This is a genomic window from Enterococcus sp. LJL90 (assembly GCF_056924355.1).
The window spans coordinates 431,713-449,636 of record NZ_JBXPBQ010000001.1; the positions used below are offsets into that span (position 1 = coordinate 431,713).

A 17,924-nucleotide genomic window follows, 5' to 3' on the forward strand; every position below is an offset into this window, starting at 1 on the left:
TTCTTAAAGATAAATCTTAAACTTCCTGCTTATGGTTTCGTAATTTTTTCAAAGTAAGTAAAGCTGTTGCTAAAACTGCCAGACCTGCCAATAAAATCAGGTAAAAACCTGTTCCCCCCGTGGAAGGTAAGAAACCAATCAGTTTTCCTTGGTCCTCTTTAATATTCGGAACGGTATCACGGTCGGCGTAAACTGTCGTCAAGGAAGGTTGGCCTTCTCCATCAGTGGTTTCAGTGTATTCTTTTGCGTAAGTGTCTAAAGCTACCGTAAAACTAAAATCAGAAGCAGGTTTAACATAGTTAGCCGGATTAGCAAATTCTTCTAGATAATAGTTGTTCGAACTAATCGGTAAGCCGATAACTTCAAACTCACCGCGGGTACTTTGGTCAGAACTAGAGGTGGCGGTCCAAGCATTTGCAACGTCAGAGCCTTTTGTGCCAGCGGTCCAATAAGAGCCATTGACCGGCTGCGTTACAAAGTATTCTTTGTTACCATCTTTATCTAAACGATATAAATAGAATTGCGCACCGCCTAGAAATAACTTATAATCGTCTGCATCGGCTTTACTGAAGACCTTTCCGCCGGTATAAACAGCTGGTTTTTGCAGGGCTTCAACTTTAACGGAGTCCTTTTCGTTATACTCTACAAAGGACTTGGCCGTATTATAATAACGGAAGTCAGCCAATAAATCAGCACTGGCAGCTAAATGACCAGTTAGGGTAAAGACGACTTGTTCAGCACCTGTTGCAACTAATGAGTTCATTAAACCTGACTCACTCGAAGTAATTGTGTAAGAGCCATTGTTGGCAGTTGGCAGAGTAAAATAGCTGCTCAAATCTAAATCAGCTGTGCCATTATTATACGTGAGGTTGGCAGTGACAGTGTCTAAGGTAATCGCAGCATCTGGTGTATCGGTGAAGCCAAAAATTTTCATTTGATCCGCATTCACGGATTTTAAATAATCTAAGCCCATGGTCACTTGATAAGTGATGGTTTCACCAATGCCGAAATATTGATTGGCTTTATTCGTGTCAGTGATTTCGGCGCCTGTTGCATCCACAAGTTTTTTGGAAATAACCTGGTCGTAGACAGCAGTATTTTTTGGGTAGAGGTGGATATCACGATTGACGGTTTCAAAATCAGGTTCTTGCTGACCTGCGACTTCAGAGTAAGTTGGTACTGGCAACACGAGTAAAATATCTTGTGAAACAGCCTGTGAGCTGCTAGGAACACCTGTTTCCCGAATCAGATAGGCAGCGTATTTGTTGTGGTCCTGTCTTGAACGGCTAGGGATGTTGTTAAAAACGCCGGTTCCGTTAACAGCTTCAGTAGTGATTTTTGCAATGCCGTCTCCACTAGTGTTAACGTAGAGCTTAACATCAGTTGCATCGGAAACTTGTTGATCTGCCAAATTTGCATAATATTCTGCACTGACATCAAAGAGGGTAAATTCGGCCCCCCCCTGTGGCGCCCCGCCAAAATTGTCTGTCAGCATACCAGTATTTTCGTAAAGAGTATTTCCCAGCTGAGTTCTATCAAAGAGCCGTTTATGGACTGTGATATTCACCAATGTCGAATCATCAGGTTCAGCGGCTTGTGCTAGCTGTCCGCAGCCGAAGAAACTCCCGAAGATTAATAATAAACTTAAAACAATTTTCCCAATCTTATTCATGTGTTTTCCTCCTAGTATGGTATGCCCAAAGAAGTGCAAAAGCAATCAGCAGCAGGCCGAAAAAAATTATCTTAGGTTGCGTATTTTCGCCGGCTTTGGGCAGCGCTTCATTTGAAGATACCGATTGTTTTTTATTAAAAATATCCAAAATTGTCTCGGCAGTGTTTTTGCCATAAACAACCTTGATTCCTGTTTGATTGCCAAGATAATTTGGCGGCGGTGCAATTTCCTGCAGTTGATAGGTTCCCGCAGCGAAGCCGTTAAAATGAAACAGGCCGTCTCCTTGACTAACTCGCAGTCCGGAGGTAAAAGCGCCTTGAGCAGTTAAACCAGCAGTTTGCGCTTTTTTTCTGACAAAAGCTTCTAAGCGGGTATTTGTCTCTGCTGCCGTTTGCGACTCAGCAGTGAGCTGATTCTTTTCCGACGCTGACAGCCAGACTGGATAAGGATAGGTCAGGGTCTGCTCAGCAAGTTTTTCAGTTACCAGCAGATAGCCGGCAAAAAAATTAGTTCCCTGTTGATTGCCCAATAAAAATTGGGCATCTGCTAAGGGGTGCTGAGTAGCCAAGTCAAGCTTTTTAAATTGATGTCCATATGTATAGACGTCTTCCGCTGCAGCATAGAGGACTTGATTGGAGGCTGCGACTATTTTTGCCGGGCTACTTTCTTCAATAATTAAGTAGGCTTCATTGGTCAAAGCCGTATCTGGTAAGGCAGCATTTAAAATCATTGACTGCCGCAGAGCTAAGACTGAATCTGGTGCAACAGCTAAGAATGCCAATAATTTTTGGCGGTTAAAGACGAGCCAAAGTCCTTGTTTGCTGGTGGCTTCGCCTTGAGTAAAAGCCGCCATTTCTTCGGTAGTTGCCGGATAGCATTCTGCGATTAAGTCCTCGGTAGCATTTTCACGATTTGCCAGTTCCACCTTCAATGTGTCGTACCTTGCCAATAAGTTTTCATCAAAAATCTGTAGAATTTTGATTTCTTGATTGTCAGTTAGCTTGAACTCGGCTGGAAAATTTATCTGATACAGATACGGCACCCAAGCACCAATTGAAAAGGAACGAGTGGCCTCTGCTGATAAATCAAGAGCAACAGTAAAATCGATTGTTCCCAAATGGGAAAATTTGGGATACAGATGCAGCTCTGACAGCCATTCGTCGCTGGTTGGTGAACGAATCGGCAGCCCAAGAACTAAGGGTGCCATCTGCTGACTGATGCCATCAGGTAAACTGGTTAAGACAATCACGTAGACTTTGGGTTGGGCTGGACTTCCTGTATTGACCATTGTGCGGGCCTCTCCATTAGCATCAGAAGTCAACTCGATAACTTTTTCAAATTCCGAGACGGCTGTCTGGGCTAAAATCTCGGGTACCTCCTGCGGCGATTGCCCCTGAAGCAACTCGTGATAATTCGTAGTAGCGTCATAAACGGTAAAGGTCGCTCCAATCAATGGCTTTGAGCTGGTTAACAGTTCGTCGCCAGCAGCTAACTCAAGACCATCATTTGTTAACTGAGCATTCATATCGGATGTTTCAAAGAGCCGTGGGTGTAAAATTATTTCAGTTTTAGATTGGGCCTGAGTAGCTACCGGAAAAAATAGGAAAAAGACGAGTAAGGGCAGGCATTTTTTCAGCTTCATCACATCACCCGCTTTCTGGTGCGCCACTTAAGGGAAAGAAAAAGAACGGCTGCAGCTGTCAGTAAAATCATGCCAACTTTTCCTAAAAGCTGCCAATGATTCCCACCTGTTTCAGGTAAACTTCCCCAAGGTTCATTGGGAAAGCCGACAGTGATTTTGGCAGTTTGGCCTGCTTGATCATCCCAATCGACGGAAAACTCCGTCACATTGGCTTCCGCTGTTTCAGCGATAATCACAGCATCGCTGCTACTGCCTTTTGTCGGATAATAGGTTAAGCTCACCAGCATTTGTCCGCGGCTGGAGGTGCTGGAAAAAACGGTGGAAGAGTTGGCATCTTCTGTTGTAAAAGGTCGAATTTCTAATTTGTATTCTCCCGGCAAAGTATAGTAATCTTCCATAGTTTTTGTAGATGTTTGTTGTAAATAATAAGTCTTATTTGTAGGTAAATTCACAAGAGAAGTCACATTTTCTTGATAAATGCTGCGATCTTCATTAAAGACTGTAAAGCTTGCACCATCAATGACGCTAGACGGGCCAGTGACTGTATTAAACGCCAGCATATCTAAGGAAAAACTTTGTAGTTCGTTAGTAATTGTCAGCTGATTATTTTCCAGCGAGTTTTTAGTGTTATCGGGCAACAACTGATAGGCTTGACCGTTGATGATTTCCACTTTGTATTCCTGCTTATTTTCTAAATAGCCTCGTGGTCGGTAGGGAGAAAAAATATCATAGAGGTTAGTCAGTGATTTCTCATGATTGGTTAACTCTTTGACGACATAAAGGCCGTCTTGCATAATCCAAGGATCAGCCTGGCCAATTTGCAAGCCAAGGGAATAGCGGATGTCTAAACGATAAAATTGCCCTCTTCCGGAACCTTGGTCATCAATTCCTGAAACTTGATCAAAGCCGGTGTAGGAAATATACCGCAGTCTGCCGTATTTGCCGTCCGCTTCAATTGGTTGAAGCGAAAACCAGACGCCATCAATTGGAACCGAACCATCGTCATTGGTTTTAGCGATGGTCAATGGCGGCTGCAACGCAATATTTGGAAGAGCAAAGGTTAAGTATTGGGTTTGCTTGCCATCGCTAGAATCACTATGGAATCTAGAAGTGAGGCAAATACTTTTGACAGAATTTTCCAAGTGATAATCCAGCTGAATGGTACCTGTCCGTTGCCCAGTATAAGAAAATTCCCAATAGGCAGAACCGCTACCAGTAGCATCAAAAAGCTGTCTCGGTAACCCTTCGGTGTAGTAGTTTCGCGAATCCGGTAAGTACCAGGCTCTGTTATTTCAAAAGGTTGCTGGTTGTTGGAAAAAGCAACGGTGCCATCACTTTGAGAAGTGCCTGATGCCTGCTCAACTTCCTGCGTACCATCGACTTTAAAAAAGCGGAACTCAGCGCCAGCCAATGCAGTATCTTTATTGACAAGATTTGTGTCGGAATAACCAACAAATTTCTTTAGCTCAAGCGAGAGAGGCGAGAGGTCGTTAATCAAATCAATATTTACTAGGTAAAAATCATTTTCAGAAGTGAGCTTCATTGTGAGTCGATTACTAATATTGGCTGAAGTCTGACCATTTTTTTCGATAAGCCGAACTTTAGGTGCCTCATTGCCAACTTGATAAGAACCACCTCTGAAAACTATATCGTTCTCATAAGGCAAAATACTTTCCGGAAAAGGATACAGGCTGCTGTCGGTCACTTCCCTAACGATATATTGATTGCTCCAACCAATCATATTTGCTTCCCAAAAGTCTGGCGGATTACCTTCAAGTCCAGAATAATTATGAGAAATGTGTAAAATATTTTCGGGAAATTCTGCTATCGCTACCTGCCGCTCATTAGCGGTTCCCGGATTAATGGTTTGTAGAATAGTTGGAGCGGTGTAAAGAAGCACCTCTTTTTCTACGCCATTTTGATCAATTTGTTTTTCATATAAAGCATAGGGCACGTTTGGTACTGGATTGCCTAATTCATCAGTTTTTGTAACTTGAATCGTATGACCACCACCGAAATTGCGGACAGAAGCATTCGGTAAATTTTGATAAGTTTTTTCATTAAAACTGATTTCAGAATCATTTCCGCTGACTTGACGGAAAAGACCATTGCGAGTTCCTTGATTTAGTTGCAACGTGTAGTGCAGTCGGACCAATTGCTTGGGTGAAACATTCAAATTTTTAATCGAAAACGTTTGATTGCCGGTAGCAGACAAATGTCCGGTGATCTCGGCGTGCTCGACTGGTAGGGCTGTCGGCTTGGTCCAATCAACAGTGTTGGCAGCTGTATCAATTGGATAGGTCGAAATATTATTATATGTAGCATTCGTCGTGTTCCCTAAGCCGCCTAAATGACCGACGCTAGAAAGATACTCACCGGTTTCCTCTTCAATGGCAAAGGTCTTTGGCTGTGGTACGAAAATGTTACCCACCACTTCTTCAAGCAATTGATTGATAGTGGCTTGGTCACTGCCGAAGGGAATTAATTGAGTCCAATTATCGCTGCTAACTGTGTCCATCAGGGAGACTAAATTTGTAAAGTAAGGATTATTGACAGCCTCATCAGCGTTAATTCCATAAACAGCAGTTGAGATATGGATATCTTCGAGAGCGATTTTTTTGATTTCCGGCAGCATTTGTTTAAAATAGAAATTATTTTGCCGCTGGTAAAAATCAACGGCAGCTCCGCCCGTGTAGCTAAGGTCATTGGTACTCGAGCTACCAGTAATCGTCAACGGTCCATAGAGATTATCGATATACAAAATCGCCTTTCGAGCATTGGGACGAGCGCTCTCCAGTCCTTTGACGGCGGCCTGCAATTCTTTGACGAGACTCCAATAGCCACCGACATTGGTTGTATCAGCATTTTGATTGTTTTGGTCCAGCCAGATACATTCAGTCGGCTGCCAATTATCATTGCGGACATAGCCGATTCGAACATTCTTGTCGTTGCGATAAGTGCTCAATATTTCAGATTGAGCTTGAAACATCAGATTATTATGAGCCAGCATACTTTCATTTTTTCCAGTTGGTTCAAAATTACCAGTTGGAAATGGATTGAAATTATTTCTAATAATCACCAAGTCTACTAGTTTTGAAGGAGACTCCTCCTGCAGTTTATTGATAATATCAATGTAAACCTCGTAGTTATTGGCTGAGGCAGCTGCCATTACCGAAGGGGCAGCCCATTTCCGCAGATAAAAGTCGCCATAATCATAGAAGTAATTGCTGATATTAGCGACATCATCAGGTTGATTGTTAGTGAAAACTTGAGTACCTTGGGTGAAATCATTGTTCAAAATATGGCTTTTTGTAGTAGTAATTTGCTTGTCAAACTGCTCATGGGGATAAAAGCCACTTAGTTCCGGCACCAGACTATCCAGATTTCCTAAAGGAGCGACTGTTTTTGAGGCAGCCCCCTGACCTGTCAGGTAGTTACTGGTGTAATTTGTCGGGTAACTTTTTTGAGTTCCCGTTGCAGCCAAGCCGCTTTCAACATCTAGCATTGGAAAAGTCAGATTATTAGTAGAACGAATAGATTCACTGGCAGTTGGACTAACTTCAGTTTCAGAATTTGTACTCGGGTGAATCGTTTTTTACGAGCCTGTAGCTGTCTCGGCCAAAGAGCTGGGCTGCTTTTTCAGCTGCTGTAAAGCGACTCTTTCCTCTTGAGGATGGACTGCTGGATTTTTTTCAAATGCATCTGTTTGAGAGCTTTTGGCAAACAAGAAAACACCTTGAAGGACAAGCAAAATGACCGCCCATAAAAAAACAAATTTCCTTTTCAAAAAGAATCCTCCTTCCTTTTGTTTTTATTGTCTACCTTTTTGTTAAAAACGAATAATTCTGACGAATAAACTAATTTTTAATTTATTTTAACTAAAAATATTAATTACAATTGGACATTATCATCTTTTTTGATAAAAAACAACCGTTATAAAGATAAATAATTTTTTTGGGAAAATTGGCAGGATAATGGAATTTGGTTTTAAAGATAACGAATATGTGGTTTTTCTGATATCGCAAAATTAATTTAATAATCATAGTTATTTAATTGTTTTTTTGTTAGTTTTGATGGCATAGTTAGGTCGAAGTTTAAAATAGATTCTTTTATAATTCGTAGCGAGAAACTATAAAAAAATTTGCTTAAGAATAAAAAAAGAATGATTGGTTCAAATTAATTGCTAAAATTTTTTTTTAGGATTATACTTTGGTCAATCAGGGATGGTGTTCCCTATAAGTGCCATGAAAATGGCTGATGACGCCTGTCTATAGTTAGTTTATTTGAGTGCGCAAGCATTGAGTAAAGTAATTATAGACAGGCGTTTTTTGTTTTACATTTTTTATCTTAAGGAGGAAACAATCATGACAGTAACAATCGAAAACATTAAGGCGAGAGAAATTTTTGATTCAAGAGGAAATCCAACGGTGGAGGCCGACGTCATTTTGTCTGATGGAACAATGGGGCGAGCAGAAGTGCCGTCTGGGGCTTCCACTGGCGATCGAGAAGCGGTAGAATTGAGAGATGGTGGAACTCGTTTGCAGGGGAAAGGCGTTTTACAAGCTGTTGAAAATGTCAACACAGAAATCAAAGCCGCCTTGATTGGCAAGTCACCCTTTGATCAAGCGGGTTTAGATAAAATTATGATTGATTTGGATGGGACACCCAATAAAAGTCGACTTGGCGCCAATGCCATCTTAGGGGTCTCAATGGCTGTTGCCCGGGCCGCTGCTGCCAGCAAAAAAATTCCTTTATATCGTTATTTAGGCGGTGTTGACCTAGAATTACCGCAACCTTTTTTCAATGTCATCAACGGTGGGGTCCACGCAGATTCTGGAATTGATGTGCAGGAATTTTTGCTTACTCCAGTCAAACGGACTAGCTTTCGCGATGGCGTCGAAAAAGTGGCCAACATCTATCATACACTAAAATCTGTTTTAGCCAAAGATGGCTATGAAACAGCAGTAGGAGACGAAGGCGGCTTCGCACCAAAATTAGCGAACACAGAAGCAGCAATAGAAATGCTATATCAAGCTATCACTGAAGCGGGCTATACACCAGGAGCTGAAATTGCTATCGCCATTGACCCTGCCTCTAGCGAATTTTATTCAGATGAAACCCACAAATATCATTTTGAAGGCAAAGAATTAACCTCAGCTGAATTGCTAGCCTACTACCAAGAATTAGTGAAAAAATATCCAGCTTTAATCTCAATTGAAGATGGCTTTTCTGAACATGATTGGGACGGCTTCAAGCGGCAAACGGATGTGATGGGTCAAGAAATCCAATTGGTAGGGGATGATATTTTTGTCACCAATCCGAAGATTTTCAAAGAAGGTATCACCAAGGGTGTCGCAAATGCGATTTTGATTAAACTAAATCAAATCGGTACCGTTTCCGAATCGATTGAAGCTATCAAGATTGCCCGAGCCAATGGCTATAATACGATGATTTCTCACCGTTCCGGTGAAACTGGCGATACCTTCATCGCCGATTTTGCGGTCGCTTTAAATGCCGGTCAAATCAAAACCGGTTCGATGGCCCGCAGTGAACGAGTGGAAAAATACAATCAATTTTTACGCATTGAAGAAGAACTAGGTGAAAATGTCGGCTTAGCCCGTTTCCCTAAAAAATAAAGAGATTCTGGAGGAATTCCCGTGACCTTAATTCTAATGAGACATGGCCAAAGTGAAGCCAATTATCAAAATATTTTTACTGGCTGGCTTGATTTTCCACTGACAAAAGTCGGCGTCAAACAGGCTCACCGTGTCGGCAAGCTACTTCTACAGGAGAATATTCACTTTGATGCGGCCTTTACCTCTGTTTTAAGTCGCGGGATTCTTTCGACAACTATTGTTTTAGAAGAATTGCATCAACTGGCTATCCCGGTTACAAAAAGTTGGCGTTTAAATGAGCGCCATTACGGAGCTTGGCAAGGGCTAAACAAAGCTGAGCTGGCAGCCATCTATGGCGTAGAAGAATTAGAAAAGCGCCGCCGCAGTTTCAAAATTGCACCACCAGCCGCTACAACTAAGTTAAGTGACCGGCGTTATCAAAACGCAGGCCAAGACATCGTTCCGCTGACGGAAAGTCTGGCAGACACGCTTGTTCGTGTGCTGCCTCTATGGCAAGATCAGATTGCACCGCTGCTTTTAGCTGACAAAAATGTCCTGATTGTCACTCATGGCAATACGATGCGAGCCTTGGTGAAATATATCGAAAGTATTTCAGATGAAGCGATAGAAAAAATCAGTGTGGCAACTGGCGATGCGATTTGGTATGAGTTTGGGGAGGGCTTGGAAGTGAAGAGTCGGTGGGGAGTGTGAGGAAAAGATAGTTGACTATAGGGATTGACTGAAATAATAGCACTAGATAGAAACGTCAATCAAAATTAGAATTTAAATTATAAGAAACTAAAAGTATAGCTCATAAAGTTGTTTTGATGGTTGTTAATCTAAAGCAGTTTTAACTTATAATGAGTTTCAACATAAGTAAATATCTCTAATTGAATTTGACAAATCCCCACCAATTTTTGATGTGGGGTATGTTTGATGAGCTAGAGTATTGCAAACGCATCATTACTCTCTTTTAAGAGTAGAAAACAGTTTTTTTGTTGATTTCAAGAATTGTCCGAAAGTCTTAAGTAATTATAGGTTTTCTAACAGGAAGCGAATTTCTTGTCTGAAATTTTTTATTTTTGAAAATAGAAAAATGCGTTCCATTTTGTATGTCACGCATTTTTTATATTTCTATTTAACTCATGAAAAATTAAATTCTTTGCAAAAAATGTCTTTATTCCAGAAAAGGGTTTTCATTAGATGCTGCTGAACAACTCTTATTAAACTGGCTTTAATCAATAAAGTCTTTTATTGTTACAGGGTTTAATTGAAAAGGTGTTATTTGATTGTCTGCTACTAATGACTCAATCCGATCTAAAAAGACTTCGATTTCTTCATCCACGCTTGTTTGTTTAAAATCAAGATAGCTATATTGCCACCATTTCAAATTTAGTAATCTTTGTATGATATGACTATCAAATCGAAACTTGATTATCTTTGCTGGAATACCAGCAACTATAGCATAGGGAGGAACGTCTCTCGTAACAAGAGCTCCTGCAGCAACTACGGCTCCATCTCCTACGGCAATTCCTCGGGATCCGAAACGAACATCTTGTCCAATCCAAACATCATTACCAATAATTACTGGAAGATTATCTGCCTCTTTTTTTGGCGCAATAGGATATGTTGCGTTGTAATCAGCTAAAAACTGATTAATAGCCACATCGTTTTTTTCATAAGTTATATTTGAAGTAGTAAAATGAGTTAATGGGTGACTCTCTTGTATTCTACTTACATTAGTGGCAATTGAAGAATATCTTCCAACGATTGTATTTGTGGGTAAATTACTTCTTGAATAACTAAAAGCTCCCATAGTGTGAAATCTGTTGCCGACTCTGAATGCTGTATACGGTTCAATATGTGCATTCTCACTAACTTCAATATAATCTTTGTCTATTTTGAAACGACTCCCTTTAATTGTAATGTAACTATATACCCGTTTTTTTTCAAGAAGTTCATTAATTTTTTTATTATAAAGCACTTTTTTCCTTTGATGGCTTTTTTGCAAATAAATGCCTTCTTGGAAAAATGAGATACCTTGTATTTTTGTTTCCATTTAATTTCTCCTTATATTTTTCTGAATTGAAAGATTTTATAAGTAACTTTTATATATATGTTTGTTAAATAATTTTAATCAGGTTAACTTTATTATAAAGAACGTACTAGACTTTAATTGTCAGATTTTTATATTGAACTGTCATTTTGCTAGCTGTTAAATTGTAATCGTGAAGATAAATATTGTCAGGAAGTTTATGTAGTATTAGCTGTAAAATTTGTGATTTGATTTTATTTAAATACCCTCAAAAATAAAAAATTTCCACAAAATAAAAATTATCTATAAAAGATTCATAACTTTTGAATTTTTTATAGTCTTTTTTTTACGCTTTATTAACTGTTTTTGATGTTAATTAGGTGAATTTTAGTTTTACCATTAAAAGTGGGGAAATTTATTTATTAAGCTATTTATGATGGAGGGGTGGTTGAAAATGAGAGCAATTGTAATGGATGTTGATAACACAATTTGTGAAAAGAAAGGTGATAAAGAGTATCAGGATCTTAAACCTTATCCAGAAGTAGTGAAAATGATGCACACTTATCAGGAAAAAGGCTATCGAATTATCTTGAGTACAGCACGGCAGATGCGTACTTATAACAAAAACATTGGTGAAATTAATAAACACACATTACCGACTTTAATAAAATGGTTAGACAAATGGAAAATCCCTTATGACGAAATTCATGTTGGAAAACCGTGGTGTGGCAAAAACGGTTTTTATATTGACGATCGGGCGATTCGACCTAGTGAATTTTTGAAATTATCAGAATCGGAAATTTTAGAAAGAATTGAGGGGGAACCATGGAAATAACACTAATTTTAAATACGAAGAAAATTGCTATGGATTTACAAAATCGCTTTGGCGGAATTTACCCTTTGGATATGCCTTTTGAGAATGGAACTGTCGGTGATTACCTACTTCAAAAATATCAGACCCAAGATTTCATTTACATAATAAATGAGACAGGAAACCCTTTAAAAAAAATACACGAAGCTGGGGAGAGAGTTAAAGAAATAGAATTGAGCCCTGAGAATAGTCAGACTCTTCTTCAAGTAATCTGGCATTCACTTAGTCAAATTTTTAACGAGCTAGCCCATGACTTCAACCTAACAATTAATTTTAGTGATACAGTTATTAAAGATTTAAATTTAGCTGATAATAAAGATTACTTGGTGACAGGTCTGAGGGGCCGAAAAGTAGCCTTTACAAGTGTAATTCGAGAAAAAGAAGGCTTAAAATTTATCAATCGTGATACTAGCGATACCTGTGCAAAAACTGATGAGCTTGTTGCTGGAGTATTCGGTTTTTCTACAGCGCAAGGTTTTTTTGAGTCATGTCAAAGAATTACGGAGCAGTCTACTATAAACAAAAAACCCTTTTTACCAGATGGGGGAAATTCTTTTTATGAGGCTATTGCAGACTACGATAAAAAAATGAACACCATTGCTTTAATCCATGGCGATCAATGGTTAGATTTGGGGCATGAAGAGGAATACCTAGAGACCAAAAAGATTGTTCAGGCAAGATTTTTTAATTCTATCTCAATTGATAATCAACGTGGTATCTTAACAAAAAAAAGTGAAAATAAAGATAAGTTTATCGGCGAAGTAGAGTGGTATCTAAAAATGCCAAAAAGCTTACAATATTTTATTCCGAGGATATATGATTATAATCTTCAACTAGATATGCCTTATGTAGCAATGGAGTATTACCCATATGAAACTTTACACAACTTGTACATTTATGGAAATTTAGATCTTTATGAATGGGAAAAAAATATTACTAAACTGCTATTTGTCCGACAAGAAATGAGTAGTTTTAAACTCAAAGAAGAGCAAAGGCTGACTGAAGTTGATCTGAAAGACATGTACCTAATAAAAACGATTGATAGAGTTGAAAAATTAATGCAGGATTCAGAGTTTGAGGTTTTTTATAAAAAAGGTGCTGTAATTAATGGTCAAGAATATCTTTCAGTTTCAGAAATCCTCAAAGATTTACCTGATGTTTTAAATAGAGAAGGTGTTCTTCAAGAAAAAAATGCTCGGCTTATTCATGGTGATTTGTGCTTAAGTAATATTTTAATGGATGTAGATAGCAAGTTAATCAAGTTGATTGATCCACGCGGTAAATTTGGTAGCTATGATATTTATGGAGATGAGCTTTATGATTTAGCAAAAATCATGCATAGTTTTGATGGAAGTTATGATCATATTATTACAGATAATTTTACGCTTACTGATATTGACTCAAACAGTTACACTGTCGAAATAAACAAAACATTTTTGCAAGAAAAAATTACTGAATTAGCTAACAATCAAATCGCTCAAATAGCCAACTTGAAAAAAGTCCGTTTAATAGAAGGTCTACTATTTTTTAGCATGATTCCTTTACATGCCGATTTCCCACAGCGGCAAAAAGTAATGTTCGCCCAAGCGATGAGATTATTAATGCCATATTTTGGAGGTGAGGTATGAAAGTTGTCATCACAATGGCGGGCTGCGGAAGCCGTTTCAAAAAAGCAGGTTATACAGTACCTAAACATGAAATAATGGCTGGAAAAAAAAATCTGTTTCAATGGGCCATTGGCTCGCTTCAGAATTTCTATGATGAAGAATTCATTTTTATTGTCAGAGTTGGTAATTTTAGCAACGAAGCATTAATAAAAGACATTCAACAACTTGGAATAAAAAAATATCGGATAAAGGTAATCCAAGATTTAACCAAAGGGCAGGCGGATACAGTGATGCAGGCGAAGGACTTTCTACAGCTTGATGATCAACTGTTAATTTATAATATTGACACCGCCATAAAGCCCAAATCTTTAAAGAGAGAAGCGATTGCTGTTAAAGATGGTAGCATTCCTCTTTTTGCAGCAGAGGGAGAGCATTGGTCCTTTGCGCAACTTTCACCAGACAGAACGGAAATCGTGAAGGTAGCAGAGAAAGAAAGAATTTCTCAGTGGGGTTCGGTCGGGTTGTATTATTTTAATCAGGTAAAGGATTTTTTTGATGCTTTTGAAGTAACAGAGGATGAAATAATCCAGTATTATGGGGAGTTCTATATTGCACCTATGTATAACTACTTAATTCAATCTGGTAAAAAAATAGTTCCTGTCTTTTTACCGAATGAGAGCTTTGCTGCCCTCGGAACTCCAAAGGAACTAAACTTTTTTACTAAAGAAAAATTGGACAGCTTTGGGGGGACTGAGTAATTGGAATTCTTAATGAATCAGTTTAGCAATATAAAGGATTATGATAATCCTATTCTCTATGGAGATTATGGATTGGGGAATATTCTGATATTACTAATAATTTTACAAAATATTGAGTCTGGAGATCTGTTGTTAGCAGACACCGTTAAAGTTGATAGTACTATTGCTAAAGAATCCAATGAACAAGGATCAATTGGATTTTCTGAATGTACAGAATATAGTTTAGCAGAATTATTACCTTTACAAATTGTTAATCCTGTTGCAGATGTTTCATTATTGTTAGCAAAACTATTTCGTGAAAAAACTCGGAAAAGTGCTCAAGCTGCGATGGATTTTTTTGTTGAGAGCAACAATCTAACTGCAAATTGTTGTAAAAATATTTCAGGTCGAAAGAAAAGAAATGATGAACAAAATTTTACAATAAATGATTTACAAAAAATTGGACTAGCTTTTTCTTGTCTGAAGAAAGAAGTAAAACATTATTTACTAATTAGAGAATATTCCTTCCAAAAAAAAATATATCAAATCTTTAGTAATTATGGAAAAACCTCACAAGAGTATATTCTATATTGGAGAAATCATGTTATTTGTTTTGATGATGAGACCATTAAAATTATTGCAAACGCTGAAAGCGAATTGATTAGAGATCAGCGGCTAACAGAAGATAGCCAAATATTTTTTTACAAGGGAAATCTGTTGGAACTTCAATCAAAAAAATTTGCAAAAGCGGATGTTGATGTGTTTATTGCAGGAGATACTTACCTTGGAGAATGGTATTCAAAAAAACGTGTGAGAAAGAAGCAATGGGATCCTTTAAATGAGAAAGGATATAAGTATTCATTTGAAAAACTTAGAGAGTTATACGAAAAATCTGATTTTAGAATAATCAATTTCGAGGCTGTCTTAACAGATGATTTAGCTATTTCACCTCTCAAGAGAAAGAAAAATTATATTTTAGGAGCACTAACACAACCTACTATTAATATTTTAAAGTCAGAAAATATGGATTTAGTTACATTAGCTACAAATCATTGTGGCGATTACGGACAATCTGGTATGGAAAAAACAATCAAAGAATTTGAAAAAAATGGTATTTTTACCCTTGGAGGTGGCGACTTCCAGAAGGCGACATCACCTTTCAAATTAACTACAACAAAACAGGAAATTCTTATTTTTAATGGTTATTGGTATCGAAAAAATCAATTTCTTAATAATGATTTATATGCATATGGTAACCATCTAGGAGGCGCTGCAATAAACAGTGATTTCATAAAGCGAATTGTTACAGCTAAAAAGGAATATCCTAAAATGAAAATTTTTGTTATTTGTCATTGGGGTGTTGATTTTCAAGAGATTGACAATTATCAACAAACTGTCGCCACTCATCTTTTAGAAGCAGGTGTTGATCTAATAATAGGACACGGACCGCACACTATCCAGCCGATGAGCTTCAACAAAAATGAAAATATTTTATATAGCTTGGGAAACTTTATTTTTAATAGTAATGGTGAATTCGCTGCTTTTCCTAAAGCACTCCCATACGGAATAGTTAGTCATCTTTTACTTCGTGATGAACATGCAACATTGAAGTTACAGTTTATTGAAGCTGAAAACAAAAAAACCTTATGGCAACCAAAAAAGATTGATGAAATAGCTTTTACAGAAATAATCAATAAATGGAACAAATCAAAAATAGAAGAAAGTAATTGGTCTATAGATTCAAAAAAGTTGACGATAGAAAAAGAAATTTGGTAATTGAGGAGACTTATAGATGGAGACTTGGGCGATAGTATGTGGTGCTGTTCGAGATGAACTAGAACTAAGGTTAACAATGGATGAACTTTTAGTTATGCGTAAAGAGAACCTTATTCAAGGTATAATTATAAGTACATGGGAAAATGAATTCGATAATTTTAAGAATTTAAAAGAAGAGTTATTACAAAACGATGTTGACATTATTGAAATAATGCCATTGGAAAAGAGAGGAGTAGTGGTTGATAATACAAATTCACTAAATTATTTTCGGCAATCATTGCAAATGCAGGCAGCACTTGATAAATTACCAAAAGACTGTGTAATCCTAAAAGCTCGAACAGATAGAGCTATTCATCACTTAAACTTAATTAAGCCTTATTTAAAAGACTTTGAAGGGACAGCTAGAATAGAGGAAAAGACTTACTTTAATAAAAAGTTGCCAAAAATTTTTGAGTATCAGATGGTCGTTCTAAATGCCAAAACTCAAAGAATTTTTAACTTTAGTGATTTTGTCTTCCTTGCCTATGCCAATGATGTTCGAAAACTAATGAATTTTGATATTTCTGAATTTTACTTTGGCCGTGATTTAGTTGCAAATACACAATGGTTTATCTATCCTTTTCTAAGAGAATTTCCTGTTCTAAGGGAATATTTTTGTACAATTAATTTTCGACCTTTAATACCTGGAATGCGGCAATATCTAGAAAGAGTGGATAAGCCAGTACCGTTACCGCACTTTTTTTATCGAGTATATGGTTGCTACTTGATTATTTTGAATCATTATTTCCGAATAGTAGATATGTTGCATAAAGAACCGGTAGGAACGACACATTTTGTAGATTTATTTGCAGATGCGAAGGATAAAGGGTTAGTGCATACTCCGCTGGGAACTATTCTACTTAATGATCAGGTTGTTAAAAATTTTTTAGAAATAGATGGAAAATCAGAAAATGAAATGGATAAGTTATTTGTTGAACACCTAAACTCAGAAAGTCTATATGATAAGTTAACAGACGTTGAATTTGCAGAATTAGTTCAATTTAGAGATAGTAGAGATTGGTTAAGCGTAAGAAAATGGTTGAGAGCTAGGAACTGGCGAGATGTGCCAAAAAAACAAAAAAGAGAATACAGTGGAATTTTTTTAAGCTACAAATTTGCTGAATTATCTGATCAAGAAAATGCTGAGCTTTTGATTGAATTGAAAAATCAAGAGAGTGTAGATCGTTATCTTTACCAATATTGGTTTAATCGATCTTATTTAGGCGCAGAATCAGCAATGCAAATGGTATTTCCATTAGCTAGAACTCGTGTACAAGAACCCATTTTGATATTATCTAGACTTTTAAGACTAAATAAAATAAAAAGCACTCTTGATCAAACGAGTATTATACGAATTATTGAAGGGACTTTCGAAGCACAACGACAAAGAAATACATTTAATATTAAATCTTGCCAATTAATGATTAATTTAATAATCGTAAATCTAAAAAATAAAAACATTGCAGATTTATATAGTAACACCCAGGTTAGAATAATTCTGGATCGTTATCTTGAAAAAAAAGAATTTCTTTATGTAACTGAGAATAAACTTTCATTATCAAAACTGGTGGCATACTTAAAAGATTTGTCTGGTTTCTATGAACGAATAGGTAGATTAAATCGATCTTTAAGACTCTTAGAATTGGCAACAGAATTTGATTTAACAGAAGAGAATTTGAATTTGTTGCTTATGAAGTATTCGGACATCGGTGATAAAAAAAATACAGTATTATCACAAAAGGCTGTCCTATTTTTAAAATAAACAGTAAAGTTAATTTTTCTTTAATAGACTTACTTAAAGCACATAATAACTCCCCAAACCAATACTGAGTAAAATTCAATATATATTAAGAAATTTTTAATAATGAAACGTGTTTATTTTTTAAGCAAATCATGGTTGGAATTCTCCTTTATAAGAAAAATGGAACTA

General features: G+C 37.2%; 12 protein-coding genes, 1 pseudogene and 1 riboswitch. Of the genes and pseudogenes, 7 read left to right on the forward strand and 6 right to left on the reverse strand.

The annotated features are described in order from the left end of the window. Positions 1-16 precede the first annotated feature (16 nt). From AC1Z3S_RS01990 to AC1Z3S_RS02010, 5 genes are all read right to left on the reverse strand, one after another. Entirely contained in the window at positions 17-1,672 is a 1,656-nt protein-coding gene (locus AC1Z3S_RS01990) for a SpaH/EbpB family LPXTG-anchored major pilin (RefSeq protein ID WP_461738954.1), read from the reverse strand. Continuing rightward, complete coding sequence (locus AC1Z3S_RS01995; protein ID WP_461738955.1) at positions 1,665-3,314, reverse strand: pilin N-terminal domain-containing protein; 1,650 nt, start codon at positions 3,312-3,314, stop codon at positions 1,665-1,667. Before AC1Z3S_RS01995 ends, AC1Z3S_RS01990 begins: the two co-directional genes overlap by 8 nt. Next, positions 3,314-4,456 (reverse strand): hypothetical protein, encoded by a 1,143-nt coding sequence (locus AC1Z3S_RS02000; protein ID WP_461738956.1) that lies wholly within the window; start codon positions 4,454-4,456, stop codon positions 3,314-3,316. The genes AC1Z3S_RS01995 and AC1Z3S_RS02000 overlap by 1 nt, the downstream gene beginning before the upstream one ends. Then, the gene (locus tag AC1Z3S_RS02005; protein ID WP_461738957.1) at positions 4,375-6,819 is read right to left on the reverse strand and encodes a prealbumin-like fold domain-containing protein; all 2,445 of its coding nucleotides are present in this window, start codon (positions 6,817-6,819) and stop codon (positions 4,375-4,377) included. The genes AC1Z3S_RS02000 and AC1Z3S_RS02005 overlap by 82 nt, the downstream gene beginning before the upstream one ends. Positions 6,820-6,909: 90 nt before the next feature. Further along, complete coding sequence (locus tag AC1Z3S_RS02010; RefSeq protein WP_461738958.1) at positions 6,910-7,101, reverse strand: hypothetical protein; 192 nt, start codon at positions 7,099-7,101, stop codon at positions 6,910-6,912. A gap of 423 nt (positions 7,102-7,524) precedes the next feature. Then, a riboswitch (Fluoride riboswitch) is annotated at positions 7,525-7,588 on the forward strand. A gap of 90 nt (positions 7,589-7,678) precedes the next feature. Between AC1Z3S_RS02010 and eno the strand changes: the two genes are divergently transcribed. Further along, positions 7,679-8,950 carry a phosphopyruvate hydratase gene (gene eno / locus AC1Z3S_RS02015; protein ID WP_461738959.1) on the forward strand — a complete coding sequence of 424 codons (1,272 nt, stop codon included), beginning with the start codon at positions 7,679-7,681 and terminating at the stop codon, positions 8,948-8,950. A gap of 36 nt (positions 8,951-8,986) precedes the next feature. Beyond that, positions 8,987-9,640, forward strand: coding sequence for a 2,3-bisphosphoglycerate-dependent phosphoglycerate mutase (locus tag AC1Z3S_RS02020; RefSeq protein ID WP_461739416.1), 654 nt, complete (start codon positions 8,987-8,989; stop codon positions 9,638-9,640). Positions 9,641-10,307: 667 nt separating this feature from the next. Here the strand turns inward: AC1Z3S_RS02020 and AC1Z3S_RS02025 are convergent. Then, positions 10,308-10,514, reverse strand: a pseudogene (locus AC1Z3S_RS02025) (DapH/DapD/GlmU-related protein); the annotation flags it as partial. Between the two features lie 904 nt (positions 10,515-11,418). Here AC1Z3S_RS02025 and AC1Z3S_RS02030 point away from each other — a divergent pair. The 5 genes from AC1Z3S_RS02030 to AC1Z3S_RS02050 are packed head-to-tail and all read left to right on the forward strand — an operon-like array spanning position 11,419 to position 17,756. Then, positions 11,419-11,799 carry an HAD family hydrolase gene (locus AC1Z3S_RS02030; protein ID WP_461738960.1) on the forward strand — a complete coding sequence of 127 codons (381 nt, stop codon included), beginning with the start codon at positions 11,419-11,421 and terminating at the stop codon, positions 11,797-11,799. Continuing rightward, a complete protein-coding gene (locus tag AC1Z3S_RS02035; protein ID WP_461738961.1) occupies positions 11,790-13,463 on the forward strand; it encodes a protein kinase family protein in 1,674 nt (557 codons plus the stop codon). The genes AC1Z3S_RS02030 and AC1Z3S_RS02035 overlap by 10 nt, the downstream gene beginning before the upstream one ends. Next, positions 13,460-14,200 (forward strand): sugar phosphate nucleotidyltransferase, encoded by a 741-nt coding sequence (locus tag AC1Z3S_RS02040; RefSeq protein ID WP_461738962.1) that lies wholly within the window; start codon positions 13,460-13,462, stop codon positions 14,198-14,200. Before AC1Z3S_RS02035 ends, AC1Z3S_RS02040 begins: the two co-directional genes overlap by 4 nt. Beyond that, on the forward strand, positions 14,201-15,955 hold the full coding sequence (locus tag AC1Z3S_RS02045) for a CapA family protein (protein WP_461738963.1): 1,755 nt from the start codon (positions 14,201-14,203) through the stop codon (positions 15,953-15,955). It abuts the gene before it with no gap. A gap of 16 nt (positions 15,956-15,971) precedes the next feature. Next, positions 15,972-17,756 (forward strand): hypothetical protein, encoded by a 1,785-nt coding sequence (locus tag AC1Z3S_RS02050; protein WP_461738964.1) that lies wholly within the window; start codon positions 15,972-15,974, stop codon positions 17,754-17,756. Positions 17,757-17,924 lie beyond the last annotated feature (168 nt).